This is a genomic window from Phyllobacterium myrsinacearum (assembly GCF_002980555.1).
Taxonomy (GTDB): domain Bacteria; phylum Pseudomonadota; class Alphaproteobacteria; order Rhizobiales; family Rhizobiaceae; genus Phyllobacterium; species Phyllobacterium myrsinacearum.
In genome coordinates this window covers 126,808-150,513 of record NZ_PVBT01000009.1, presented here as the reverse complement: position 1 = coordinate 150,513, position 23,706 = coordinate 126,808, and the positions used below count along the sequence as shown (strand labels likewise).

The following is a 23,706-nucleotide window of genomic DNA, read 5'->3' as shown; positions in this document are numbered from 1 at the left end:
TTGATATGACGAAACCCACTGCCGTTTTTCCCGCAAACCGTCACGCGCTCTACGATGCCCACGGCTATTCGGCTGCCATTGCCTCCAGAGATCTCCTGTCTGTGTCCGGTCAGGTGGGAAGCGGCGAGGATGGCTCGCCTGAGCCGGATTTTGCTGAACAGGTCCGACTGGCCTTTGCCAATCTAAGGGCGACGCTGGCGGCTGGTGGTTGCAACCTCGATGACATTGTCGACGTTACGAGTTTTCACACCGATCCCGAGAACCAGTTCGCAGCCATCATGGCGGTGAAGAGCGAAGTCTTCCCCGAACCGCCTTATCCGAACTGGACAGCGATCGGGGTTAACTGGCTTGCCGGTTTCGATTTCGAGATCAAGGTGATCGCGCGTATTCCAGTCAGGAATTGAGATCTCGCTTCCTGCACAGGCTGCCTTTGGCGCATTCGTCAGCCAACAGTCGCTGGCGCTGTGGTCAAATCCAGCATGCACCAACACTAAACCCGGCACTGTAACCTTAACTTTCCGCTGGTTCTGATCAGGTACAATGGTGCCTTTGATAGCGCAGTTATGCTGCTGTTGACGAGAACTTGTTGCGGGGAAAGTGGTGAAGATTGGCAATAGGATCATGGATGGAGACAAATCGCTGAAGCTGCCTTGATGATTTGAAGCGCTTCACGATCCTTTCTCGTCGCCGTGTCGGCTGATGCGAATTTTCTGCCCGATTGTTCAGTCCCTTGTGCTGGCGATGCTAGCCTGTTTTTATGAACTGGCTGTTTCAGCCAATGACGCTACGCGACCACGTTACGGATAAAGTGCACCGTTTCAATGGTCTTATTCAGATACGAATACTCCTGCGCGGAGCCATAAATCTGGAAAGATCCGGCCGGATGGTCGGTCTCCATGCCGCTTCGGACAAGCGTGAGCACGCCCTCGATGACGAAGATCATCTCATGCCACCCCTGAGGATCAGGTTCGGCGTCGTACCGTTCGCCTGCTTCCAACGACCATCGCCACATCTGTGTTTCTTGCCCGGCGGGCGCGGTGCCGAGCAGGACACCAACGCTGTTCTCGCCCCGTCCGCGCCAAGTCACCTCGTCTATGTCTGTCGACGACCGGTCCGGATCCCTGACAAGGTCGACAAAGGTGACACCCATCGCTGCGCCGAGCTTGTCGAGACTCGATAGACTGATGTTCGCATCTCCTGCTTCAACGCCGATAATCATACGGCGGCTGATGCCGGATGCCTCGGCCAGTGCGACTTGGCTCATACCCGACGCTTGCCTCAGGCGGCGCAGGTTGCCTGAAACGTGAGAAAGCACATCTCTGCGCTCTTGACTGTGCAATATATTGCTCATAGGTTCTCTCTACTCTTAACGGGCAGACGTTTCAACAGTGAATTCGACCGCGCAGTTAACCATTTGCGCGGATGGAGACGCATGTCCACTGCTGTCCGGATGGTTAAAGGTGAGGCTTCTTATGACGCAACAGATCGTACTCGATGAAACCCAGATCACGGCGCTCCTTCCCAAGGTCGACATCCGTGGTGCGCTTGAGTGCATGTTTCGCGCACTTGCCGACGGGCAGGCCGTACAGCCGCCTCAGACTCTGAGCGTCTTCCCAGACGATACCGGCGACTTCATTACGTACCTGGGCGTCTTTGCCAAGGAAAAGGTGTTCGGTGTCAAGCTCTCCCCTTACATTGCGGGCGAGGGAAAGGCGCTGGTTACGGCCTGGACTCTGCTGATGTCAATGGAAACAGGCGCGCCGGTCCTGCTGTGCGATTCCAAGAAGCTCACCACCGAACGTACGGCCGCGACTTCCATCGTCGCTGCTGACGCTCTCGCGCCCAAGCATGCTTCTGTGCTGACGATCGTAGGTTCCGGCCCGATCGCGCTCGCGCATCTCGGCTATGCCGAAGGAATCCGTGACTGGAAGGAAGTCAGGATAGCGTCGCCGAACATCGCCGGCCATACCGGCATTCCTAAGAAGACCACGAACGGCGTCACCATCACGAAATACGCAAACGTCGACGAGGCGGTGCGCGGTGCTGACGTCGTGCTCTTGTGCACGTCCTCCGGCAAACCGGTGATCAACGCCACGTCATTGTCGAAGGCTGCTGTCGTCACCTCGATCAGCACGAACGTCGCCAACGCACACGAAGTCGACCCGGCCGCTCTCCAGGACTTCGACGTCTATTGCGACTATCGGGCGACGACGCCTGCATCGGCCGGTGAGATGAAGCTTGCTGCGGCTGCAGGGAGCTGGAGTGCGGAATCGATCCGGGGAGACCTTCCCGAACTGCTTTCCGGCCGTGCGACTGCGCCAAGCCGGGAGCGTCCGGCTTTCTTCCGTTCGATTGGCCTCGGCCTCGAAGACATCGCCGCTGCCGTCGCGCTGCTCGCTGCCGCACGCGCCTGAACAAGAACCAGAAAACACGAGGACAATGCCATGAAGATCCGCAAATTCGGCGTCGAAATCTGGATGAACAAATATGAGACGCAGTGCGAGCTCAACCTCGCCGAAACCTGCGTTGAATCGCTGACCGTTGCCGAACTGCTTGATATGGCGGGTATCAACGACATCGCGCAGCAGCTTCATCCACTGAAGCTGACATACGGCGAAATCGAGGGCAGCGTCCGCCTTCGCAACCTCGTGGCCGACCTGTACGAAAAGCAGAAGATGGAGAATGTCGTTACCACCCACGGTGCGATTGGCGCGAACGCTCTTGTTCACCAGACGCTGGTGGAGCGGGGCGACCGCGTGGTTTCCGTTCTGCCGACATACCAGCAGCACTACTCGATACCGGAGAGCATCGGCGCTGACACGCAAATCCTGAAGCTCACCGAGAAGACCCGCTTCCTGCCGGATCTCGAGGAACTGAAGACGATGGCGACACCCGGCACCAAGCTGATCGCCATCAATAACCCAAACAACCCGACCGGCTCCTTGATGGACCGCGCCTATCTCGAGAAGATCGTCGAGATCGCTCGGGATTGCGGCGCATGGATACTCTGCGATGAAGTCTATCGTGGCACGGACCAGGAGGGCGAACTTGGCATGACAGCATCCATCGCCGACCTCTACGAGAAAGGCATTAGCACTGGCTCGATGTCGAAGACGTACTCGCTGGCCGGCCTTCGCCTCGGCTGGATCGCCGGCCCCGTGGAACTGATCCATGCGGTCTCTGTTCACCGAGATTACAACACGATCTCGGTCGGCATGCTCGACGATCATTTCGCTGCGATCGCATTGGAGAATAAGCACAAGATCCTTAAGCGCAGCCACGAGATTACCCGTACAAACCTTGCGATCCTGTCGGAGTGGGTGGATGCTGAGCCGCTGATCTCGTGGATCAAGCCGAAGTCCGGCACGACCGCACTCCTGAAATACGACCTGCCAATTTCCTCGGAAGAGTTTTGTATCCGCCTTCTGAAAAAGACCGGGGTCATGTTTACGCCAGGCAGTGCGATGGATATGGAGGGGTACCTTCGTATCGGCTACACGAACGGCGAAGCTGTTTTGCGCGAAGGCCTGAAACGCGTGTCGGCGTTCCTTAGGGAGGCCGCTTCATTGGCCGCTTGATCCTCAACCATTCAAGAATTCCAACCGCCCTCTCCCAGGGCGGCAGGAGAAGTTCGTTTCTAACAAAAGGGGAATATTCATGAAACGATTGACAGTCATTCTCTCTCTTGGTGCCGCTCTTCTGGCTAGCGCCGCATCGGCGGACGACCTCCGCATTGGCACAAGCGCTGATTACCCACCCTGGGAATCCGTGGACGGTGCTGGAAACATTGTCGGCTTTGACAAGGATGTCGGCGACGAGATTTGCAAGCGCATCGCTGCGACATGCGCATGGCAGAACCAAGCCTATGACGGTCTTCTTCCGGGATTGCAGGTCGGCAAGTTCGACGTCGTCATTTCAGGTGTCTCGATCAACGACGAGCGATCTCAGAAGGTCGACTTCTCAGTGGCCTATGCCGATGCCCCGAACTCGATCGTCGTCGCTCCCGGCAACAAAGCTGCGTCCGCCAAAACGCCTGCTGATCTGCCTAAGGCGCTCGCGACTGCCGCCATCGGTGTGCAGAGCGGAACCACACACGAGCAGGTTATCCGTGCGCATTTCCCGGAGGCGGACGTTCGCACATACGAGCGCCCTGACCAGATCGCCGACGACCTTATTGCCGGCCGCATCGAAGCGGGTCTTATGGAGCGCTCCGCTTGGGCGCCTCTCGTAAAGGATCGTGGCGCTGACAAGCTCGTCTACGCTGGACCGTTGCTGACGGGCGCCGACTTTGCTGAGTTCGGAAAAGGCCAGGGGGTCGCAATGACTAAGGGCAAGGCCGAACTCAAGGGAAAGATCGACGCTGCGGTAGAAGCCATGCTCAAGGACGGAACCATCAAAACGATTGCCGAGAAATATTTCGGCTACGATGTGTCCAAGAAGTGACGTCTTAAGGGAGGCGGCACGCCGCCTCCCTTCTTCAGGAGTGCACATGCAAATTGCAGCAGAAATCCTCGCCGCGGCCAAGCAAGATCTCGCAGACCTCGTTTCGATCCGATCCGTCAGCGCTCGAGCTGAAGACCTGGAAGCCTGCGCGGACAAGGTTGAAGACCTTCTCTCTGGGGCGGGCTTCGATACCGGCCAATACCCCGGTGACGTCGGACCGTTCGTTGTCGGCGAAACGGGAGAGGGACCGTTCACCCTGGTTATCTACAACCACTATGATGTGCAGCCCGAGGACCCGGTCGATCTTTGGACCGAACCGCCGTTCGTTCTATCTGAGCGGGATGGTCGTCTCTATGGGCGCGGATCGGCCGACGACAAAGGCGAGTTCGTCAGCCGTCTTGCAGGCTGGCGTGCCTTTAGGAAGTCATGTGTCGAACCTCTTCCATTTAAAATCATCTGGATCGTCGACGGAGAAGAAGAAATTGGCAGCCCCTCGCTCGCGCGTTTCCTCGAACGCAGGTTTCCCGAAACCACGGCCGATCTCTGCTGGTGGGAGTTCGGCGAGGTCGACAAGACTGGACGCCCGATTATTCTCATGGGATTCAAGGGCATTCTCGCGATCGAACTCGGTTGTCGAACCGCAAAGGCTGACCTTCATTCGAGCCTCGGGGCGATCTTTGACAACCCTCTTTGGCGTCTGGCAACTGCCGTATCCTCACTTCGAGACGATAAGGGACGTGTTCTGATCAAGGGCTTCTACGACGACGTTGTCGAACCAGATGACCGCAGTAAGCAGTTGGCGGCGGTTCCACCATTCCCGCTTGTCGACCTTCAGCAGGAAACGGGCGGCGAACGTCTACTCGCAGGCGTCGATGCCGATACATTCTACGAGCACATCAATTTCGAGCCATGCGTAAACGTCAACAGCTTCCACGGCGGCTACGGCGGGGAGGGTTCAAAAACAGTGCTCCCGTGTGAGGGCGTTGCTAAGCTGGACTTCCGACTTGCGCCAGGCCAGCACCCTTTACTGGTCGCCGAATTGTTGAGACAGCATCTCGACTTGAACGGGTTCGACGATATTTCGCTCAAAATCCTCGATGCGGAAGTCCTTGGCGTCCGAAGCTCCTCCTTGCATTTCGCAATCGACTTAGGGGTGGACCTTTTGCTGCAAGCGTTCGGACGCCCGGCCATCATCCAACCAAGCTCTGCAGCATCGGGTCTCGCCCATCCGTTCGTTAACAAGTTCGGTTGCACACTATTTGGGGCAGGCCTGACACATCACGGCGCAATGCTTCACTCCCCGGACGAAAACATTCTCGTCTCTCATCTTGAAAACATGATCTGGTTTTCGGAGCAGTTTTTCGCAAGCCTGAGCGATCGCTTTCGCCTATCAACGGAGGGATCACGCGATGTTTGAGGCGGTCTATCAATACCGGGACCAGCTCCTTCATGGACTTGGGATGACATTGGCAGTCGCCATAGCAAGCTTTGTAATCGGATTTTTGATCGCGGCTGTCCTTGCACCTCTGGCGGTCTACGGTGGGCCGTTCTTACGCCGCGCAATCATGGGATATGTCGCCCTTATACGCGGTTTGCCGGAGCTTCTGGTGATATTCCTGATCTTCTACGGCGGCACGGTTTTCATGACCAAAATTGCAGGCCGCTACATCGAGGTCAATGCATTGACTGCGGGCATCGCCTCGCTCTCGATCGTTGCCGCAGCTTACCTGACCGAAATTCTGCGCGGTGCGCTTTTGAGCGTCGCGCACGGGCAATGGGAAGGCGCGTTGTCTCTCGGCTTTCGCCGCCCGCGTGCGTTTTTGATGATCATTCTGCCGCAAATGATGTTGCGTGCTTTGCCGGGGCTTGGGAACCAGTGGCTCGTCGTGCTGAAGGAGAGTGCGCTTGTTTCCGTCGTCGGCCTTGAAGAACTCATGCGCAAGTCTGTCGTGGGGGCCGGGGCAACTCATCAGCCTTTAGCGTTCTACCTCACAGCAGCAGCGCTTTACATAATGGTCACCGGCGTCTCGACCCTTCTTCTGAAGGCTTACGAAGCGCGCCTCATACCGCATATGAGGTGACGTATGTCATTAGACCTTTTTCTTCCGGCCTTTCTCGCAGTCAAGAACGGATTCTTGCTGACCGTGGCGATCACGATCGCCAGCTTTGCGCTGGGACAGATTCTCGCGTTGCCGTTGGCACTCGGCCTGACGTCGACCCGGCAGGCAATCCGAGTGCCCGTTTCAACCTATACCTTTCTCATTCGCGGAAGTCCGCTGCTGGTACAACTGTTTATAATCTATTACGGTCTCGGGCAAATCGAACTTGTAAGGAACAGTTTTCTTTGGCCTGTGCTTCGCAGTCCGGTCTACTGCGCAATTCTGGCTATCGGTCTGAACTCGGCCGCCTACGCTGCGGAACTTCTGGCGGGCGGGATCAGGCAACTTCCGACCGGGCAGTGGGAAGCTGGACGGGCGCTGGGCCTGCATAGGACCGCCTTGTTGTTGAAAATCATCCTTCCCCAAGCCTATCGCTCGGTTCTTCCTGCGATCGGAAACGAACTCGTTCTGGTGATGAAGGGCTCGACGCTCGCAAGTGCGGTAACGGTGCTCGAAATGACTGGTGCAGCTCGCGTCTTCGTCGCCCGCTCCTACGCACCTTTTGAAACCTTCCTCATCGCCGGCACTATTTACCTGGTTATGGGCGCAGTCTTTGGAAGGATCTTCCGCTTTATCGAGATAAAAGTCGCTATCCCGGGGCGTTAAGTCTGGTTGGGCGCCACACCCGGCTGGTTGCTGAACATCTGCTAAAAAGGAATATTTGGCAAGGCGGCCCAAATGCTACCGGAGATTGGGGCGGTTGATCCTGCTCGACCGTGCCATCACGCCTGACCATCCCTTTCCTCGCTGAGTCTCTTGGATGCACGGTATCTAACTCTTTGGGCAGCACGGCCAGGCCGCATCGCCTCGTCCTGATCTGAGGGTTGCGGCAATCTGGCGAGGTTCGCATTGAGGCTATGTTTGGACCGCCAGTTCCTGATGCCTCACGCTTCTACAGTGATATACATGTTGCTTAGTTCACCGCCGCTAGAGGCGTCAGAGAGAGGTGTTGCAGAAGCGGATATTTTGGAGGGCACATAGCAGAGTCTATTGCACTACCCTGCGTCGGTCGCGCTAGGATCTAATGAAGGTGCTTGCCAATCCCGCGGCTTGCGGCGAGGTCGGATGCGTTATGCAGTAAAAACCTGAAAGGTCCGCGGGTGATACACACTATCGTGCATCTCAGCATCACTCATGCGGAAAATCGCCTATCAGCAGTCCGAATGATACGTGGGGTGGCCTGCGCGCGCACATTTTATCGTTCCAGGATTTTGCGCATAATCGTCATGATGTGGCGTTCGATGTGTTGAATACTCCCGTTTTGAGCAGAAACCTGAGCGCCTTCGAACAGAAATGTGATCTCCGCAGTCGTGAGCTGCGGATTTGGAATGTGGGCTTTGCGGCACATCTGTAAGACGCGCCCGGCCTGTGCGGTCTTGTGCGCCTCGATTTGCTGGCGCAGAGGGCTTTCTCTGTCTTCGATCTCGGCGATTGTATTCACAAACGGGCAGCCCCGGTGGGATATTGTCCTCAAACCCCGTGAAATAAACTCGGCCAATGCCATAAGCTGCGCGCGTGGGTCATCGTGGTGTACTCGTTCAATTTCGTCCAGCGCATGGCGATAGCGATCAATGGTTGCCGTCAACCAATCCTGGATGAGGGCATCGCGTGAATCAAAATGCCTATAGATGCCCATTTTTGTCGTCTTCGCCTCAACTGCGATGGCGTCCATTGTCACATGCTGGATGCCATTCTCATCAAACAGTTTGTAAGCGGCGGCGGTAATGCGTTCTTTCAGCGAAGACATCTGATCCTCTCAAACAATCAATCTTGACAATGATACTTCTTAGTATCATTGATACTGCACAGTATCATTCTGCGAATGTAGTTCATTGAAAAGAGGAAGCAAGCATGAATCTGCACGACTATGCCGTCCAGGACGCTCTGGGGCTTGCGAAGCTGATTGAAAATCGGGATGTGGCAGCGCATGAAGTTATGGCTGCGGCTTTGGAGGCGTATAACTTAGTCAATCCAGACTTAAATGCTGTTGTAGGGATTTGGCCGGACGAGGTGATCATGCCGCAATCTGAGCTGGCAACAAACGCAGCCTTTTCGAATGTGCCGTTTTTGATCAAGGATCTAGGAGCAACGCGAGCCGGGCGCGCGAGTGAGCTTGGCAGCCGTATCGCCGCCGGCATGGCTGCACCGGCGGATTCGAACCTGATGAAGCGGTTTCGGCAAAGTGGGCTGATACCGATCGGACGAACGACCACACCGGAGTTTGCGATCAGCACGACCACTGAGAGTATTGCCACTGGCCCGACGCGAAATCCGTGGAACACCAGCCGAAGTGCGGGCGGTTCAAGTGGAGGTTCCGGAGCTGCGGTAGCGGCTGGAATTGTTCCTTTTGCCCATGCGACTGATGGCGGTGGCAGTATTCGTGTGCCTGCTGCAGTAAATGGTTTATTCGGTTTGAAGCCGACCCGGGGAAGGGTTTCCAACGGTCCTTTTGTTGACGAGGTTTGGAGCGGGCTGGCGGTACAGTTCGGTATCAGTAGGACAGTCAGAGACAGCGCAGCGCTTCTGGATGCCGTTCATGGAGGTGGTACGGGTGAGCCGTATTATATTCCATCGCCAGAAAACACCTTCCTTTCAGCGTTGGACGCCGATCCGCAACCGCTCAGGGTTGGGTTTATGCTTCATCCGATCAACGGCACACAAACGTCGCCTGCAGTGGCAGATCAGCTTTGCCTAATTGCGAGGCTTTGTGAGAATCTCGGTCACGACGTGGAGGAGGTTCAACTTGATCTCGGAGTTTCGTGGGAAGCTTTCGTTCATGCCAATGCTCAGTTCTGGGGGGTAAATACTGCTGCCTGGATCGATTTGGTGGCGAGATTGACCGGCAGAAAGCCTGACCGTGACGTACTTGAGCCGGCAACATCTGCCGTTTATGCCTATGGACAAAAAGTAAGTGGCCTCAATCTGCTCGAGGCGCTTGATACAAGAAACAGTGTGACGCGCTCCCTCGGAGCCTTTTTTGACCAATATGACGTGCTGTTAACCCCAACCTTGCCTAACCTGCCGCCTCTTATTGGCGAATACAACAACGGCCAAGACCACCTGGATGGCCTGGAGTGGGTGGAGCGGGTGTTCAGTTATTCACCCTTCACCGCTGCAGCAAATGTTGCCGGTATACCTGCGATGTCCGTGCCCTTATCTGTTGATGCAGCAATCGGTATGCCCGTGGGGTCGCAATTTACCGCAGGCTTTGGTCAAGAGGCTCTGCTTTTTAGCCTCGCGGGTCAGCTGGAGCGCGCTTTGCCTTGGATCGGACGACAACCATCGGTATGGGCTGGCAGATTGGGTGCAGAAGTTGGTCTTACATAATCGGCCAGAAAGCCATTGAGTGAGTACCGAAGTGGTGTTGCGCGATAATATCTGACACGCCGTTGCATTCTACCGACGGCTTATTCAATCCCTTTTGTGTAGATTCAATCATAAGGTCGTCCCACGCAATTGCAATGTGCTGATCAAGAGCGAGCAAGCGTCTGGCAATCGATGTTTTGCTCGTTGGCAGGCCGGAAATAGTCTCCCCTTTAAGACCGCTGATGCCCAACAGCATTGCTCCCGAGCGTTTCTTTCTTTGAACGCCGTGGGCTTCACCCGTGCCAGATGCTGCGGTTGGAGATTTCATGGATGAGTCGGAACAGGATGTGCTTGCCTACATGACGTTCCCAGCACAACAGCGCGCCAAACTGCACATCACGATCCCATTTGGAACGTCTCAACAAGGAGGTATGCTGTTGATGTTGGCTGAGTGCGGTGGTGGCTCAGTTCCGCGTGGAGATCAACACGTATAGACGTTACCGAAGAGGTGATTTTGCGGGCCGCAGGCAGGATCTTTTCTCTCTAGGCTTTAGCGCTCCTCGCAGCCTTCATTGCATCGGCAAGCTTCCGGTTAAGATGTGCAATGGCTTTGCGTTCGTCTGAACTCCAGTCCGCCAGCAATGCGTCAAGCAGCTTTCGTCGTGCCCGCACAATAGCAAGCACCTTCTGACTGCCGTTCTTTGTGATGATGGCTTGATTGATACGCTGATCTACCCTTGCTGCTTGGCGATCGACTAGTCCCAACATCTCCAATTTTGCTAGTTGCCTACTGATCGTCGAATGATCGCGACCCACCTGTTCAGCAAGCTCAACGACGCCGATAGAGCCAGCTGTTCCAATACGAACCAGCAATGGAAACAACGCCCGGTCGAGCGATACGCCGGCTTCTTTCAACAGCACGTCATCTTGACGTGGGCTGTTCAGGATGCCTACCAGATCAATAAGGGCTGCAGCCAGCGCATCGGAATTGTGTGTATCTTGCACGATTTACAAGCCTCCATGCAGTTGTTATGTTCTGTGCATGATACACGCATATACATCAGAACAGAAGCGCAGACCAAACATCCTGGTAATCATGGGTAGCGTCCGAGCTAACCGGCTTTGTCCTCAGATTGCAGCTTGGGTGATCGACATTGCACGTGCCGAAACCAACTTCCATTCCGAACTAGTCGATTTGATTGACTGGCCATTGCCAATGAATGACGAGCCGGACATTCCGGCAGCCGGTGCCTATCAGCAAGTGTCCACGAGGGCTTGGAGTGAGAAGATTGCCGGTGCCGACGCAGTCGTGTTCGTAGCGCCTCAATATAATTGGGGTTATCCTGCCGTACTCAAGAATGCGATCGATCATCTATATTCCGAGTGGCGCAACAAGCCACTGGTCATCGTTACCTATGGTGGTCACGGTGGCGGCAAGTGCGCGGCCCAGCTCAAGCAGGTTGCAGAGGGCTTGAAGATGCGCATAATCGCAACGATGCCTGGTATTACACTGCCCCGCTCAACGATTGAGGGCGCACCGCTGGATATGGTTGCGGACATCCATCATCAGGATGGCTCCCTAAAGCAAGCTTTGCTGGAGCTGGAGGCTGAGCTTGACGATAGCTTCTTACAGGACTCCTAAGTTTTGAGAGCCTCGTCCATCGGTTAAGGGACGGAGGCCAAATTTATATCAGTCACACGCTATCGGTTAGCCAACATGTGGCCAATAGCTGTTAAAGGCAGGTGCAGCGTCCCCAGATTGACGAGAAGGGGCAGCATCCCCATTTTCGCTTGCAGTCCAGACATCTGCAATGCTAAGAGCTAGCTGTCGCACCACTGGCGACCGTAAGCGTTAACGTCACTCAACGCGCAAGCCTGAGACCGACTCAGTTGGTTCTCTGCAATTGCGCTTAGGTGATGATTTGACGCTCATTCCAGAAACGACCGCTAAGGCGGTGCTGGTATTAAATAGGTTCGAGGGCCTCAAGGGTAGGGGCTGCTTGCCCTCTCGCCTCCACACATCGTCATATCTCAGCGCATTGCATAGAACCGCCGATTGTCTCGGGGTCATCCACCTTATGGAGCGTGCAATGATAAACTTTACCTCATCCGCAATATCCTCCCTGATCGACCGGCTCTTCGCGGATGCCGATGCTATCGAGGAGGCCTATGATCGGCAGATGGCAGATGTCCCGCCCGAAGTCCGCAACGCGGACCGGGCCGATTATCGGCGTTTCTATGAGCGCCTCAAGGAGCAGCCACTTGCGGTCTCCCGCAAAACCGGTGTCCTTCTCTATATGCTTGCGCGCGCTACCGGTGCCCGTACTATCATCGAGTTCGGGACATCTTTCGGGATATCGACCATCCATCTTGCTTCGGCGCTACGAGACAATGGGGGCGGCCGCCTGATCGGTAGCGAGTTTGAGCCTTCGAAGGTCAATCGCGCTCGTCAGAATATTGAAACCGCCGGCCTGTCCGACTTGGTCGAGATTCGGGAAGGCGACGCGCTGGAGACATTCGCGCACGATCTGCCAGAACAGATCGACCTCGTACTTCTGGATGGCGCTAAAAATCTCTATCCTTCCGTGCTGTCCCTTTTAGAAGGGCGGTTGCGGACTGGCGCGCTCATAATTGCCGACAATGCGGACGCAAGTCCGGAATACGTCGCGCGGGTCCGATCTGTTAAACATGGCTATCTCTCGGTGCCTTTCGCTGCAGACGTGGAGTTGTCTCTTCGCTTAACCGCGGTGGGCATCAATATGATCCGCACCTAATCATTGGCCTGCTTACGACCGTTCGTGAAGCAGGCCAGTCCTGATCGAAGGTCGTTCAACATCAACAATTGAATAACAACGGTGTGCGGATACGTCACGAGACGTATCCGCACGTAAATGGTGAAAGCTCTGACTAAGACGAGTTTTGCAGTGGTAGCTAGAGTACAGCGATGGCTCAGCACAGTCGTTAACTTGCGGAAAACAATGGGCAAAAAGAAGCATGTAAATGATCTTCCCGATCATATTTTATGGGATATCGGCTGGCCCGATTCCTATTGTGAGCGGTTGCTAACGCCGTTGAAGAGGGCGGAGCAAAGCCACCGTGAAAGCAGCGGCCAGTATGAGAGTACAAACGCGCCCAATGGACCTGGGCAGCGCGCCCCTTGATCGAGAAAGCGGGTTACCTCTCTTGATTTGCAGGACTAGTCCACGAGAAGAGAGGCGCGATCGCCAGAATAATCGGCATCTGCAAAGGCTGTTAATTGACGGCTGTTTTTTGGACATCAAGCATTCATCGGAATGAGCCACATCGGGGGCCGAGCCTGATACGGCAAACGACCCCACGATATGCAAGATGTGTGCTCGCTAAGCACAGTTCTTTCCGTATTGTCTTGCATGTTCCTCTGTCCCATCACTTCCGAATGCTCGGTCGTCTAGACAGTTCACTGGATTGTTGTCGGGCTCAAGGCCACAAGTGATTGATCAATGCCCTGAACGCGGGAGATGTCCTGGTCCGGTTGGGATAGTACAGGCTAAAACCCGGCAGAGCCGGAAGCCAGTCTGACAAGACGGAGATAAGCCGCCCGGACTTGATATCCTCGCGAACCTGAGCCTCAAAAAGGTAGGCGAGACCCAAACCATCAACAGCGGCGGAACGTATCGCCTCGCCATCGTTGAAAATCAGTGGGCTGCTTGTCTTGAGCTCGACAGTCTTGCCCTTTTTTGACAATGGCCAGCGATAGAGTCTCTTCGAGCTGACGAAGCGATATCCGATGCAGATATGCGCCGAGAGATCATCGGGATGCGTGGGAACCGGGCCGTGTTTTTGGAGATATTCCGGGGAGCCCACGATCACAACAGGTGCGGATCGTGTAAGAGGCACTGCGACCATATCCTTATCGACCAGGTTGCCAAACCTGATACCTCCATCGAATCCTTGGGCTACGACGTCGCTGAACCCCTCGTCGACCGAAACCTCAATTGAGACGTTCGGATATTTCTCGCGAAACGACGTGAGCGATGGACGCAGAATGGTCTCGTAGGCGATGGAAACCATCGTCAACCGAACGGCACCTGAAACAGTCGAACGCATCTCCTGCAGGTTGGCGAGTTCATGGCCGATGTCCCGAAGGGATGGCACAAGCGTCCCGAGAAGTTGCCTTCCCGCCTCCGTCGGCGCGACGGTGCGCGTGGTCCTGGCAAGCAGCGCTATGCCGACACGTTGCTCAAGCTGGCTTACCGCATAGCTGAGAGACGACTGCGAAATTCCAAGCTCGGCTGCGGCAGCCGTAAAACTTTGATGTCTTGCTACCGTCTCGAAGGCAGCAAGGTCACGAAGCACGAGGCGATCCATTTATCTAACTCATCGATAGAGGCATGCAAAATATACTATCTAATAGATAAGCCACCAGTTCGCTATATCCAAATCCTGAAATTGAATTGAGAGGTATGAGATGACGATGAGCAAACTTATGCTGGCCGCCCTTATTGGGACATCAATGGCTACCCCCGCCTTCGCCGATGCCACAAACGTCGTGCTGGTCCACGGCGCGACCATGGACGCATCAGGGTGGCGACCAGTTTACGATATTCTAAGAGCGAAGGGCCTGAAAGTGAGCGCCGTCCAGCTGCCGCATACCAGTCTGGCAGACGACATCACCGCCACCCGGCTCATTCTGAAGCAGCAGAAGGGGCCGACAGTGCTCGTTGGTCACAGCTACGGCGGAGCGGTGATCACGGAGGCAGGAACCGAAGAGGTGGTAAAAGCGCTGGTATATGTGGCCGCCCTGGAGCCGGACAAGGGTGAGAACCTGACCGAGCTATCGCAGCGGTACCCGATGAAGATCGACATGGAGATGCTCGACGCTCACACTTTTGTTCCCAGCCCGGCGACCTATCACGACACGATTGCCGCCGACCTTCCCAAAGATGTAACCGACTTCATGTCCGCATCCTCAAAGCCGATGACTGTGGAGACGTATCAAGAAAGGTTCAACCAGGCGGCGTGGCATGAGAAACCGTCATTCGGCATCGTAACGACCGAGGATCGGGTTATTCCTCCAGAGTTGCTGCGTTGGACGTACGAGCGGGCAGGAACTAAAACGACAGACATCAAGTCTAGCCACATGGTCTACATGTCTCACCCGCAAGAAACAGCAGACGTCATTCTTCAAGCCGTGAAGTCGGTAAACTAACTGTCCTTTCCTCGGACATAGGATGGACTATCTCGATAGCGCTCGTGTTTTCGCTTGAACATAGAGTTTGTCGGGCTTTGTTCTCGACGACATTTGTTCGGCGGGAAACCTTCGTGTCGTTTCTAGGGTTGCACGTGGTCTTCCTCGTCTAAAATCGAGGCCTGAAATAATGTCATGATGGTGCTAAGCGACCCTTCATAAGGTGTCGCAGTGCCCTAAATCTTGTACTGAGATTGGGTTGGCATCGGTCGGCCAAAGCCTTTTATCAATCGCATGGCTCTCGGTTCGAATCCTCTTAAGACGGACATTGGATAGCTACTCCATAACCGGATTTTCATGGGATTGTAGACATTCACGCTACAATCAAAAATGCTCTAGATTCGCCTGTGATGGGCATTTTCACAGGAAGATTTACGAGTCCTTCGCAGCGCGTACAACCGATTGTTCCCTCGCCACTTTTGAATTTGGAAAAGGTGTGAAATCAATACACTCCTGGAGACAATGTTATACAATTGACCGTCGCTTGTTGGAGCCTTGAAGATATGAGCAGCATCGATACAATGTTTCATAGTGTGGTAGATAAAATCGATACTGCAGATTCATTGGCAGAACTCCCCGATGTCCTTGACCTTATCAAGGAACGGTATGGGTTGCAGAACGTCGCCTACTTTGCGGTTAATCTCCCGGCAGGCATCGGGGATGAGCCATTCCTGGCGGTCACGTACTCACAGGAATGGATAGATCACTACAAGGAATGTCGCTATGTCAAAATTGATCCGGTTCTTTCAACCGGCTTTTCCTCGATTCTGCCGATAGATTGGCGTGACCTTGACCACAAAAGCAGCAGACTGAGAAATCTGTTTGGAGAGGCTGCGGATTTCAATGTTGGTAGACAGGGTTTAACTTTCCCCGTCAGAGGCCCACTTGGGGAACGGGCACTTTTCACTATTTCAGGTGAAGCTTCCGATCAGGAGTGGGACGGCGCTTTGAATATCTACAAACGTGATTTTCATGCGATCGCTCATCATTTCCATTGGTTTTTGATGCGGTCAGCAACATTAGAATCCGAAATGGTGCACCTCTCGCCACGCGAAATCGAATGCCTGAAATGGGCAGCAAAAGGTAAAACCACGGCACAGATTGCAGATATTCTCTCACTGTCGGAACGCACCGTTCGATTTTATCAAGATCGAGCGCGAGTGAAACTCAAGGCCGCTAACATTACCCATGCCGTATCAAGGGCGCTGGATCTGAGTTCCTTTGCTTTGATGAATGATCTGTCAAATCCGCCGTATTGACGGGCAGGCGCAAACCATCACAATTTCCTTGACGCCTGCAAATCGATCATTGTGATTGTGGAGATACGTGGATTCATACTCAGCTCGTGAGAATTTGCTTTCGGCTCCAGTTGGGTCATAAGTAGTCCCTTGAAGTCTAAGTCGGGCTTTGCAGCAAAGGAGCTAGACAATGCCGATTTACTTGCAGATTGATGGAATTCAGGGCGATGCGACGCAGGAGACGCACAAGCGCTGGATGGACATTGAAGCCATTCATTGGAATGTGGGGCGTAAGATGAGCACGTCCGCCGGTTCAGCCGCCAACCGCGAAGCCTCCGAACCCACGATCAGTGAAGTTGTCCTGACGAAGGTGAGCGATTCTTCCTCAACGAAATTGTTTCAGGAAGCCGTGTCGGGCAGCTCCGGCAAGCTTGCAACCATTCATCTGGTCACCACCGGCAATCCCGGCCAGACCTATATCGAATACAAGCTGACCAACACGTTGATTGCCAATTATTCGGTTGATTCCAACGGCGACCGTCCGATCGAGACGCTGCGCCTGAACTTCACCAAGATGGAAGTGAAGTACACGCCTTACGATGCCAATCAGAGCCCGCAGTCGCCCATGATTGCATCCTACGATCTCGCCACAACGCGCGCGGCGTAAAATCGGCTCACGCGACGACCTCAATGAGCAGGAGAAATGTTGGCTCTTCCTCCGCAGCGTTTAAGCAATCGGTCGTCTTGCACTCCAAGGCAACAATTGAGCTCTATTAAAGGTATCATGTGGAATGGAATATGAGTTCTTTGACGCGGGGTTGATCCAGGCTAACCGTATTCTTCGCATTTCGACATCGCTTGGGTTGGACGTGCTTCTGGCGGAGAAGGTTGATATCCACGAAGAAATCAATGGTCTCTTTGAAATCCACGTGGATGTCAAATCAAAGCGCACCGATATCAAACCGGAAGAGCTCGTTGGCACAATGGCTGACGTATCCCTGGAGATTGCCTATGGCGAGCGCCGCCCGTGGAACGGCCTCATTACCGGGTTTCGGGAAGGGCCGCCTGTCTCTCGCGGGCTGCGGTCCTATCGCTTAGTCATTCGTCCACAATTGTGGCTGCTCTCGCAGCGCTCCGATTGCCGTATCTTCATGGATATGACCACATTGCAGATTGCCGAAACGCTTCTGAGCGAGCACGGTATCAAGGCTGCCGTGACCGGTGGTGTCATCACTCCCACGGCACCAATGCATTATTCGGTCCAGTGGAATGAAACCGACCTTGCCTATCTTACCCGCCGCTTGGAGGCAGACGGGCTGTTCTACTGGTTTGAACATGAGGATGGTCAGCATGCACTTCATGTTGCCAGTCATCCCTTTGGTTATACGGAAGGCCCGGAAACCGATGTGCGGTTTGCGGCGGGCTCGACTGACAGAAACCACATCAGTGAATTTGCCAGAGATTACCGGTTCACGCCGGGAAAACGCGCTGGCGGTGACTGGAACTTTGAAAAGCCGCAGGGACCCCAGGGCTCGGTGACACCATCGCTCGTGTCGCTGCCGAAGAATGCCGAGTATGAGTTGTTCCATTACCCGGCCAAGGCGCTTGACCAATCGTCCAACGAACAGGCGTCGAAACTGCGCATGCAAGCGGTCGAAGCGGATCATGAGAAGATTGAAGGCTCGTCCACGGTCAGAACGCTGGCAGCAGGACGCAAGTTCAAGCCTTATGAAATAGCCCATGCCGACCACGTATTCGAAGAATATGTGGTCACAGCGATTGTTCACCGGATCGTCGATCATTCCTACGAGACCGCCGATGACGGTGCGCTCGATTATTCAAACAACTTTATCGCGCTTCCCTCACGGCTTCCTGCAACGCCGCACCGGTCAACGCCGCAGCCGAGGGTCGACGGCTCGCAGGTTGCGATCGTCGCCGGACCTCTTGGTGAGGAAATCCATCCGGATGAGTATGGCAGGATCAAAGTCTGGTTCCCTTGGCAACGCAATCGCGCCCGAAAGGACGGCTCAGATACCTGTTGGATCCGTGTGATGCAGTCATGGGCGGGCGGCGGTTTCGGTGCGCAGGTCATCCCCCGTATCGGTATGGAGGTCATGGTCACCTATCTCGAAGGCGATCCGGATCGGCCCGTCGTTACCGGCATCGTGCCGAATCCAAGCACGAAAGTGCCGTATAAATTGCCTGAGAATAAAACAAAGTCTGTGTTTCGCACACAGACTCACAAAGGCGATGGTTTCAACGAACTGTCCTTCGAGGATGAACGAGGTCGTGAAGAAGTTCTCTTGCGGGCTCAGAGGGATTTGACGGTCAAGGTAGAAAATCACCTGACCGAGAGGGTCGATTCAAATCGCATTAGCTCGATTGGCGCCATGTCCCATTTTGAGGTAGAGCAATCACATTCCGAGAATATTGGACGCAATTATACGATCAATGTTGGGACGATGGGTGGTAGTGCAATTGTTGGTGAAATCCTGAAGAATCGGATATTTGGGATGCTTCCTGCCGCTTATCACTTGGAGGCTACAAACAACGAGCGTGTGGGTTCAGGACATTTAAGCATTAACTCGTCATCTTCAATAAGCATGAACACCACCAATTCTTACAGCGTGGAAGTAACCGGTATTCATATGTCCACGATTGGCGTGAGTAAGACGACAAATGTCGGGGGCTCAAGTTTTCATTCAGCCGGTGGAGACCACCGTGATGTCGTCGGCGGTAAGCGCATGATCGATGCCCATGGCGAGATTCATCTAAGATGCGGTAAATCTGAAATAATCATGAAACCCGACGGTGTGATCACGTTAAAGGGAACGCAGCTTATCGTTGAGGAGAAAGATCATATCAACATGAAGGCAGGCAGGATTGATCTGAATGCTTAATCGAATGGGCAATAACGGGCGAAAAATTTCTGCGGCATTCCTGGTCGCTGGCGCAGCTTGTTTGGCACTTTTCATCAATGCTTGCATTGTAGAAGCACGAGACTATTCCATGAAATCAGATGTTACTATTTATCTCGATAGGCCGCTACTCGATCGGGGGGGAACTGTTTTCGTCGTTCCCAATGAAATTCCGGCCGATGAATGGAAACCGCATCTCGATCAGCCCAATCCGGCTCGATCCGATCCGCGGCTGGATATTCGCGTGCCGATAACCGCGCGCGACAGGCGGCTTTCTGCTCGTGCATCCGGTCAGGTTAGTGTTGTACGCTTCGATTATCCCAAGGGAGGAAGCTATGATTTTCGTTTCCTTCCATCGCTGGAAAGCGGGGTTCCACCGGAAAAGCAGGGATCGATTCTCGTGACGGCGGGCAATACATATGACTATCACCCGAAAACCCGAGAAGAGAAATTCATTCCTGAGTTTCAGGTGTTCACCATCATCGGGCCGGATGCCGATGAGGAAAAATCGCGTGCCCTCGTGTCAGAGGTGAAGCTTGGATATTTGGAGGAACGTTATAATTGCGCGCCATTTGAAGGTGTTGTTTCCTGCAGCGTAAGGGAACTTTCCAAGTGAGCAGGCTCACACTTCACACACGGTCTTTCCATCCGATGCCAAATTTTGGCCTGGGTGGATTTTATTATAAAGGGGATGATAGGGATTTTTCTTTAAAAACCGGAGTTACATCACGGATAAAAAACGAGAATTATATTGATCTTGAGGCTGCAAGAATAGAAAAGGGACCGACTACATCGGACCCGAGCAGCAATGCGATTTTTGGTTGGGACCAGAACTACAAGAATCCAAAATTGCAGCCGACGGGGACTGTTCAGGGCCAAATAGATCCATATCGCAAAGATGGTGATCAACATGCCCAGCTCTTTCTTACATATCGTGGTCAGAACTTTGCCATGCCTGGCATGAACAATCCGGAAAGGAAGATGATTGAGGGGTCTATTGACGTACCGGTCGTTGGACCCGTGGTCGGACCCGGATCGGGTCCGGGACCGGGTATACGGTTGCAACCCGTTCCCTTTTCCGCCGGTCCCTCCAATCGCGATGTATTTGAGACGATTGTTCCGGACCTTGACGTTGCGATGTCGCTTGACATCATGGTTAATCGTTCGGAACAAACGCTGTCCTTTGCTGCGCGTATGGTGGGCGATGGCTTCCCCAATGCCGAAAGCTTCTTGTTGGATTCCTCATCAGGCGCGGTCTTTTGTGTCGTGCATCGGCGTATCGGGTCTGCAAGTGGGCAGTTACATGGCAACCGGCGCATCGCCATGGCTGCAGGGTCTGCACTCGTCGCTTTTCCTGGTGACATGTTTGGATCGGCCCTGACCGCGTATTGGGCACGGGATTACGCCACGCATTCGGGCGGCCCAATCGACCTCATCGACGAATACGGATCCAAACCGACTGATGTGAGCGGCTGGAATAAGATGCACCTCAATCACGACGCGAAAGGAAACCTCATTCGACGATGGTATTCCGACAATGAGTTGCACCTACGGATCGACGGCAAGCCGGGAAGTTCCATGCCTTAGGAGGTATCCATGATTTGTTTTCTCAAAAGCTACTTCAGCTGTCATCTGTGACAATGTGATACATCGAAGCGACGACGATAAACCTCTGCGGCGTATGCGTGACATACTCCGTGTTCGAAACGGGGAAATGCACAAGCACAATGCCGAAAGCTGCACGAAAGACCGATATCGGTTCAGGCCATAGCTGCCATTTCCCGGAGACTCCCGCGATTGAGGGGAGCCCGAATGTCTGGATCAATGGTCTGAAAGTGCTGAGGGTTGACGATCATTTCGAATCCCACGGCTGTCCGACGTGCCCAAAACCGGTGCATTCCAGGACACTCGCAGACGGTTCACCGAATGTCTATGTCAACGGCAAGAAGGCTGGGCGTATCGGCGACCCTATAGACTGTGGCGGAACAGTTGTCACTGGTTCGAAGAACGTCTTTATCAATGGCGACTAGTCAAACGCTATCATTGGGGAATTTTGCCGATTGCCGGCAGCGACGGTATTGAAGGTAAGAATGTTATTGGCGTTTTTCGGTTGACCGAATTTACCTGCCAACAGCTGTGCGAAACACCGCCATTAATTGTAGCGCCGGTGGAATTCGTAACCAAAGCGTTCGAACTGTTTCATGTCCTTTGGCGTGCGGCGCCGAGCCTGTGTCGCGACAACCCGTTGTGACCACCGAAAGCTGATCTCACTGAGGTAGAGGTTGGCGTGAGGAGGTCTGATGTGGTGAAACATGCCAGAGATCGTACGACGCACCCGGTCATTATACCCTTCCGCAGAGTTGGGATGGACAGGACCGCGGGCATACTCGCGTTGGGAATGATTGACAGTGTCGTGGGCACTGAATGCGGTGCCGATGGAAATGAAGCCTTGCCGCGCGTCGCTCATCAGATGCGAATTCTGGTCTATCGTATTACTGAGGACCCGGTCCGCTTCTGCTTCTGAGAGATTGTTGATGACTGCGGCATGGGCATGTCCGGCGCGGGAGCCGGTGGTGCGCATTTGAGGTCTTTAGACAACAGCAAGAGCTGGTGGTTTCAAAGTGTTAGGTTGACCTTTGCGGCCACGTCCCAAGCGCGGACGGTCTGCATCGAGGCGGGGTGTGGTGCCGAAATAGAATTGGTAGATTTCGATCGTACCGGCGAATTGCTCATTGCGAGCAACCAGCAAACGCAATGCATGCCCCCTACGTCACGCTGCCTGTTGGCTGATACCTAGCTGCGAGCTTTCAGCAGGTTGTCCATTCGAGGCAGATCGAGGAGACTGGAGTTACAACACTTCAAGTCACGAGGATCGCCCCGAATGAACATTCACAAGAATGCTTGTTTGACGCCGATGCGTCGAGAGGAAATGGCCCGCAACGTTGTTGAAAGCCGTTATTCCAAAGCCCATGCGGGCGGACCTATGGGGTGACGCCAAAGGTGGTTGCCCGTTGGGTCGAGCGCGTCATGACCGACAATGGCCTTGCTATAATACCTCCAAGGCATTCACGCACATATGCCGCCGATATGGTCTCAAGCACGTCAGAATCCGGCCATATACACCCAAGACCAATGGAAAGGCCGAACGCTTCATCCAGACTGCCCTTCACGAATGGGCATATGCCGTTGCCTATCCCAACTCAGACTTGCGCGCCGCCCGATTGCCGCAATGGCTGCACTCCTACAATTGGCACAGGCCCCATGGCAGTCTAAACTCAAGGCCACCCTTCACCAAAATCGGTCTAACCGAGGACAACCTCTTGAGGCCGATGGCTGTGAACACGGCGGCCGGCTGCAACAAGGGGTCAGTTGGCTCGAGTTTGAATGAGTGCATTACTATCTTTGAGAAGGTTGTGTAGCGGGTGATGAAACAAGAGGGCTTGGTCTCTCCAAGCCAAGGCGTCAACGGCATGGCTCCGATCTGGGGAGCATAAGCATTTGTGGGGCGGTCATCGAGCTTTTGACGGAACGCAATGGCATTGGGCTCAATTCCTTCACAGTGCCTACGGTCACTGCCGTTCCGGGAGAAGATCGGCGCTTGGTACAGGTGTGAAAAGACACACTGTAGAGCCATTCGGTCCGTGACACAGGCCGATAATGGCCCCCGGGGCATAACGGGCCGCAAATGCAAAAGTGGCAGATCGTTTGCCGGTCCGAACCAGTGCCCTGTATAGTGGAGTGTCAGGGGTGGTTGTATCCGGCAGCGTATCGTGATTTCTATGATCTATAGTGTCAGTTTCGCGTTCTGTTATCGCAACTGTTGCCGCGTTTCGCGGTTTTTGAAGGGCAACACGTGATTGGGGGAGACAAGCATGCCGATTTACTTGCAGATTGATGGAATTCAGGGCGATGCGACGCAGGAGACGCACAAGCGCTGGATGGACATTGAAGCCATTCATTGGAATGTGGGGCGTAAGATGAGCACGTCCGCCGGTTCAGCCGCCAACCGCGAAGCCTCCGAACCCACGATCAGTGAAGTTGTCCTGACGAAGGTGAGCGATTCTTCCTCAACGAAATTGTTTCAGGAAGCCGTGTCGGGCAGCTCCGGCAAGCTTGCAACCATTCATCTGGTCACCACCGGCAATCCCGGCCAGACCTATATCGAATACAAGCTGACCAACACGTTGATTGCCAATTATTCGGTTGATTCCAACGGCGACCGTCCGATCGAGACGCTGCGCCTGAACTTCACCAAGATGGAAGTGAAGTACACACCTTACGATGCCAATCAGAGCCCGCAGTCGCCCATGATTGCATCCTACGATCTCGCCACAACGCGCGCGGCGTAAGGGCAAGAACCTGCAGCGGGTTGCTTTTGCGTCAAACACAGCACCAGCAGATTTGCATTGAGTATA

Annotated in this window: 24 protein-coding genes and 3 pseudogenes; 20 read left to right on the top strand and 7 right to left on the bottom strand. The window is 54.3% G+C overall.

What is annotated here, in order from left to right; genetic code table 11:
* Positions 1 to 5 precede the first annotated feature (5 nt).
* Complete coding sequence (locus C5750_RS24160) at positions 6 to 404, top strand: RidA family protein (protein ID WP_105737612.1); 399 nt, start codon at positions 6 to 8, stop codon at positions 402 to 404.
* A gap of 157 nt (positions 405 to 561) precedes the next feature.
* Here the strand turns inward: C5750_RS24160 and C5750_RS24155 are convergent.
* Both C5750_RS24155 and C5750_RS24150 read right to left on the bottom strand, forming a co-directional pair.
* A pseudogene (locus C5750_RS24155) lies at positions 562 to 744 on the bottom strand (DDE-type integrase/transposase/recombinase); the annotation flags it as partial.
* Positions 745 to 784: 40 nt separating this feature from the next.
* Positions 785 to 1,351 carry an XRE family transcriptional regulator gene (locus tag C5750_RS24150; protein ID WP_105737610.1) on the bottom strand — a complete coding sequence of 189 codons (567 nt, stop codon included), beginning with the start codon at positions 1,349 to 1,351 and terminating at the stop codon, positions 785 to 787.
* Positions 1,352 to 1,472: 121 nt separating this feature from the next.
* Here C5750_RS24150 and C5750_RS24145 point away from each other — a divergent pair, with 121 nt between their 5' ends.
* The 6 genes from C5750_RS24145 (at position 1,473) to C5750_RS24120 (ending at position 7,208) form a co-directional block, all read left to right on the top strand.
* On the top strand, positions 1,473 to 2,414 hold the full coding sequence (locus C5750_RS24145; RefSeq protein WP_105737608.1) for an ornithine cyclodeaminase family protein: 942 nt from the start codon (positions 1,473 to 1,475) through the stop codon (positions 2,412 to 2,414).
* A gap of 30 nt (positions 2,415 to 2,444) precedes the next feature.
* Positions 2,445 to 3,578: an aminotransferase gene (locus C5750_RS24140; protein ID WP_105737606.1), complete on the top strand. Its 1,134-nt coding sequence runs from the start codon at positions 2,445 to 2,447 to the stop codon at positions 3,576 to 3,578.
* Between the two features lie 79 nt (positions 3,579 to 3,657).
* Complete coding sequence (locus C5750_RS24135; protein WP_105737604.1) at positions 3,658 to 4,443, top strand: transporter substrate-binding domain-containing protein; 786 nt, start codon at positions 3,658 to 3,660, stop codon at positions 4,441 to 4,443.
* A gap of 46 nt (positions 4,444 to 4,489) precedes the next feature.
* On the top strand, positions 4,490 to 5,860 hold the full coding sequence (locus tag C5750_RS24130; protein WP_105737602.1) for a M20/M25/M40 family metallo-hydrolase: 1,371 nt from the start codon (positions 4,490 to 4,492) through the stop codon (positions 5,858 to 5,860).
* Positions 5,853 to 6,524, top strand: coding sequence for an ABC transporter permease subunit (locus C5750_RS24125; protein ID WP_105737600.1), 672 nt, complete (start codon positions 5,853 to 5,855; stop codon positions 6,522 to 6,524). Before C5750_RS24130 ends, C5750_RS24125 begins: the two co-directional genes overlap by 8 nt.
* Positions 6,525 to 6,527: 3 nt before the next feature.
* Positions 6,528 to 7,208 carry an ABC transporter permease gene (locus C5750_RS24120; RefSeq protein WP_105737597.1) on the top strand — a complete coding sequence of 227 codons (681 nt, stop codon included), beginning with the start codon at positions 6,528 to 6,530 and terminating at the stop codon, positions 7,206 to 7,208.
* A 589-nt stretch (positions 7,209 to 7,797) separates the two neighbouring features.
* Here C5750_RS24120 and C5750_RS24115 read toward each other — a convergent pair.
* Positions 7,798 to 8,349: a TetR/AcrR family transcriptional regulator gene (locus C5750_RS24115; protein WP_105737595.1), complete on the bottom strand. Its 552-nt coding sequence runs from the start codon at positions 8,347 to 8,349 to the stop codon at positions 7,798 to 7,800.
* Positions 8,350 to 8,453: 104 nt separating this feature from the next.
* Between C5750_RS24115 and C5750_RS24110 the strand changes: the two genes are divergently transcribed.
* Positions 8,454 to 9,929 carry an amidase gene (locus tag C5750_RS24110; RefSeq protein ID WP_105737593.1) on the top strand — a complete coding sequence of 492 codons (1,476 nt, stop codon included), beginning with the start codon at positions 8,454 to 8,456 and terminating at the stop codon, positions 9,927 to 9,929.
* Here C5750_RS24110 and C5750_RS24105 read toward each other — a convergent pair.
* The gene (locus tag C5750_RS24105) at positions 9,922 to 10,236 is read right to left on the bottom strand and encodes a hypothetical protein (RefSeq protein ID WP_130502135.1); all 315 of its coding nucleotides are present in this window, start codon (positions 10,234 to 10,236) and stop codon (positions 9,922 to 9,924) included. The two genes, C5750_RS24110 and C5750_RS24105, sit on opposite strands and share 8 nt — an antisense overlap.
* Between C5750_RS24105 and C5750_RS27055 the strand changes: the two are divergent.
* Positions 10,235 to 10,340, top strand: a pseudogene (locus tag C5750_RS27055) (transposase); the annotation flags it as partial. The gene C5750_RS24105 and the pseudogene C5750_RS27055 sit on opposite strands and share 2 nt — an antisense overlap.
* Before the next feature lie 111 nt (positions 10,341 to 10,451).
* Here the strand turns inward: C5750_RS27055 and C5750_RS24100 are convergent.
* Complete coding sequence (locus C5750_RS24100; protein WP_245421235.1) at positions 10,452 to 10,913, bottom strand: MarR family winged helix-turn-helix transcriptional regulator; 462 nt, start codon at positions 10,911 to 10,913, stop codon at positions 10,452 to 10,454.
* On the opposite strand from C5750_RS24100, the gene C5750_RS24095 reads away from it, so the two are divergent.
* Complete coding sequence (locus C5750_RS24095; RefSeq protein WP_342588483.1) at positions 10,855 to 11,550, top strand: NADPH-dependent FMN reductase; 696 nt, start codon at positions 10,855 to 10,857, stop codon at positions 11,548 to 11,550. The genes C5750_RS24100 and C5750_RS24095 overlap by 59 nt on opposite strands.
* A 448-nt stretch (positions 11,551 to 11,998) precedes the next feature.
* On the top strand, positions 11,999 to 12,682 hold the full coding sequence (locus C5750_RS24090; RefSeq protein ID WP_105737749.1) for an O-methyltransferase: 684 nt from the start codon (positions 11,999 to 12,001) through the stop codon (positions 12,680 to 12,682).
* 682 nt (positions 12,683 to 13,364) lie between these two features.
* Here the strand turns inward: C5750_RS24090 and C5750_RS24085 are convergent.
* Complete coding sequence (locus tag C5750_RS24085; RefSeq protein WP_105737585.1) at positions 13,365 to 14,255, bottom strand: LysR family transcriptional regulator; 891 nt, start codon at positions 14,253 to 14,255, stop codon at positions 13,365 to 13,367.
* 106 nt (positions 14,256 to 14,361) lie between these two features.
* Here C5750_RS24085 and C5750_RS24080 point away from each other — a divergent pair, with 106 nt between their 5' ends.
* From C5750_RS24080 to C5750_RS24050, 7 genes are all read left to right on the top strand, one after another.
* Positions 14,362 to 15,096 (top strand): alpha/beta fold hydrolase, encoded by a 735-nt coding sequence (locus tag C5750_RS24080; protein WP_105737747.1) that lies wholly within the window; start codon positions 14,362 to 14,364, stop codon positions 15,094 to 15,096.
* Positions 15,097 to 15,638: 542 nt separating this feature from the next.
* Positions 15,639 to 16,394 carry a LuxR family transcriptional regulator gene (locus tag C5750_RS24075; RefSeq protein ID WP_105737583.1) on the top strand — a complete coding sequence of 252 codons (756 nt, stop codon included), beginning with the start codon at positions 15,639 to 15,641 and terminating at the stop codon, positions 16,392 to 16,394.
* 169 nt (positions 16,395 to 16,563) lie between these two features.
* The gene (locus C5750_RS24070; RefSeq protein ID WP_105737518.1) at positions 16,564 to 17,040 is read left to right on the top strand and encodes an Hcp family type VI secretion system effector; all 477 of its coding nucleotides are present in this window, start codon (positions 16,564 to 16,566) and stop codon (positions 17,038 to 17,040) included.
* Positions 17,041 to 17,164: 124 nt separating this feature from the next.
* Entirely contained in the window at positions 17,165 to 19,273 is a 2,109-nt protein-coding gene (locus tag C5750_RS24065; RefSeq protein ID WP_105737581.1) for a type VI secretion system Vgr family protein, read from the top strand.
* Positions 19,266 to 19,907, top strand: coding sequence for a hypothetical protein (locus C5750_RS24060; protein WP_130272843.1), 642 nt, complete (start codon positions 19,266 to 19,268; stop codon positions 19,905 to 19,907). Before C5750_RS24065 ends, C5750_RS24060 begins: the two co-directional genes overlap by 8 nt.
* A complete protein-coding gene (locus C5750_RS24055; protein ID WP_130272844.1) occupies positions 19,904 to 20,878 on the top strand; it encodes a hypothetical protein in 975 nt (324 codons plus the stop codon). The genes C5750_RS24060 and C5750_RS24055 overlap by 4 nt, the downstream gene beginning before the upstream one ends.
* A 140-nt stretch (positions 20,879 to 21,018) precedes the next feature.
* On the top strand, positions 21,019 to 21,321 hold the full coding sequence (locus C5750_RS24050; RefSeq protein WP_105737575.1) for a PAAR domain-containing protein: 303 nt from the start codon (positions 21,019 to 21,021) through the stop codon (positions 21,319 to 21,321).
* Between the two features lie 122 nt (positions 21,322 to 21,443).
* Here the strand turns inward: C5750_RS24050 and C5750_RS24045 are convergent, their stop codons facing one another.
* Complete coding sequence (locus C5750_RS24045) at positions 21,444 to 21,872, bottom strand: transposase (protein WP_105737573.1); 429 nt, start codon at positions 21,870 to 21,872, stop codon at positions 21,444 to 21,446.
* Positions 21,873 to 22,306: 434 nt separating this feature from the next.
* On the opposite strand from C5750_RS24045, the pseudogene C5750_RS24040 reads away from it, so the two are divergent.
* Both C5750_RS24040 and C5750_RS24035 read left to right on the top strand, forming a co-directional pair.
* Positions 22,307 to 22,617 (top strand): annotated as a pseudogene (locus C5750_RS24040) (integrase core domain-containing protein); the annotation flags it as partial.
* Between the two features lie 546 nt (positions 22,618 to 23,163).
* Positions 23,164 to 23,640, top strand: coding sequence for an Hcp family type VI secretion system effector (locus C5750_RS24035; RefSeq protein WP_105737518.1), 477 nt, complete (start codon positions 23,164 to 23,166; stop codon positions 23,638 to 23,640).
* The last annotated feature ends 66 nt before the right edge of the window (positions 23,641 to 23,706 follow it).